Origin of the sequence: Streptomyces sp. W16 (assembly GCF_033194735.1) — a bacterium.
Classification (GTDB): Bacteria; Actinomycetota; Actinomycetes; order Streptomycetales; family Streptomycetaceae; genus Streptomyces.
On sequence record NZ_JAWOAI010001040.1, the window covers coordinates 1 to 1529 of the forward strand.

Annotated in this window: 3 protein-coding genes; 1 reads left to right on the plus strand and 2 read right to left on the minus strand. The window is 72.2% G+C overall.

The window, feature by feature from the left end; all coding sequences use genetic code 11:
- Positions 1-320: DUF5926 family protein (locus R6V09_RS52850; protein WP_317888512.1), on the plus strand; the 320-nt coding region annotated here is incomplete at its 5' end.
- A 244-nt stretch (positions 321-564) separates the two neighbouring features.
- On the opposite strand, the gene R6V09_RS52855 is transcribed toward R6V09_RS52850, so the two are convergent.
- Positions 565-1131, minus strand: a complete 567-nt coding sequence (locus R6V09_RS52855) for a hypothetical protein (protein WP_317888513.1) — start codon at positions 1129-1131, stop codon at positions 565-567.
- Positions 1132-1187: 56 nt separating this feature from the next.
- The coding region (locus R6V09_RS52860) for a bifunctional DNA primase/polymerase (protein WP_317888514.1) at positions 1188-1529 on the minus strand (342 nt) is incomplete at its 5' end.

Here is a 1529-nt window from a genome sequence, read left to right on the forward strand (position 1 = left end):
GCGAGACGCCGGACAAGAACCACCTGCGCTGGGTCATGCCGTACCCGGAGGAGCAGCTTCTGGACGCTCTCGCCCGGCTGCACGCCGCCGGCCGCTCCGGTCTCGGTGAGGGCACCCGCCTCGTGGGCTCCTTCCGTGCTCACGGTCTCACCGTGCCCGTCTGGGACCTGCCGAGCGGGTTCGGCGCGGACGACGTGGAGAAGCCGGCCGCCGAGTTCGCCGAGCGCCTCGCCGCCGCGCTGGCCACGGACGTCCCGCTCACCGCGGACGAGCGCCGCGCGCGCGGCGGCCTCACCAACCGGCAGGTCACGCTCAGCTGACACACAGAAAGGCGCGGGGGTTCGGCTGACCGACCGGTCAGTCGCAACAGGCCTGTTCACTTCGGTGACTCCTGTCACAACTCCCCGTTGTGAAAGGCAAGTCGGTGTCCAAATAGCCGAGATCGAATTTGCGAACAGCCGATCTCTTGTTACCGTTCGAGTAGCCCGGTTGCTGGTGCATCCCCCGTCGCCAGCAACCGGGTCTTTTCATGCCCGGCTCGCATGTACGGAACGACGCCGTCCGTCAACTCGCCGTAGGCGCCGGGGAGTTGCTCCCCGAGCGCAGCAACAGCGGCCCGCGCCCGCCCTGCCCGGCGGCGAACTCCGCGACGGCCGTGTAGGCCGCCAGATCGCCCCGTGTGCGCTCCCGGGGCGTCTCGCACAGCGAGGGCTCGTCCTCGGCGCTCACGGCGCAGTGCATCTGCACGGTGCGGTCCGCCGGCCCCATGAGGCTCAGCACCGCGTCCAGGTCGTCGCCGGTCGCGTTCCGGTAGTAGGTGCGCGCCCAGGTGTCCTCGCCCTGCGTCATGACACAGGTCTGCGCCTCGATGCCGTCGGGGGCGGAGAGTTCGGGTCCGCAGCGGGCGGCGGTGGCCAGCCCCAGGCCGAGCGTCAGCGGGGAGCGGGTGGGCGCGGGCGCCGGCGAGGGCGCGACGGACGGCGCCTTCCGGTCGTCGTCGCCGTCGGAGTGGACCAGGGAACGTACGGCTGCGTGACCCTCGTCGCGTACGGGTCCCGCGGACGCCACGGCCAGCGGCAGCGCGACCGCGCACACCGCGACGCCCGCGAGGGCGAGCAGACGAAGGTTCATGTGTCGGAAGATAACGACCAACTACGGGCGCCACGGTCCGCGCGCGCCCGACACCCCTACAACTCGGGGGCGCTCACACCCGTACGAGTGAGGGCCTCGACCACGGCGTCCACCACGGCCTCGACATCGGGGACCCAGGGCGAGGACGAGCCGGGCAGTGGTGCGCGCTCCCAGCGGATCTGGCCCTGGCCGGTCTCGGAGGGCGGCAGGGCGAGATAGCCGCCCTCGCCGTGGAAGCGGAGCGAGCCGGGGACATGGTCCTTGGCGTAGAGCAGTTCGCCCAACTGCTCCATGGAGTACGGCTTGACGAGCAGCGACCAGCGGGTGGGCGCGGCGACGACCGGGCCGAGGCGCATGCCCTGGAGGTCGAGCGCGGCGAGGGCCCGGGCGGCCGCGGG

What these genes read in the sequence shown, in the direction of transcription:
- R6V09_RS52855 (WP_317888513.1), bottom strand. Translation starts at nt 1,131, where the DNA reads ATGAACCTTCGTCTGCTCGCCCTCGCGGGCGTCGCGGTGTGCGCGGTC.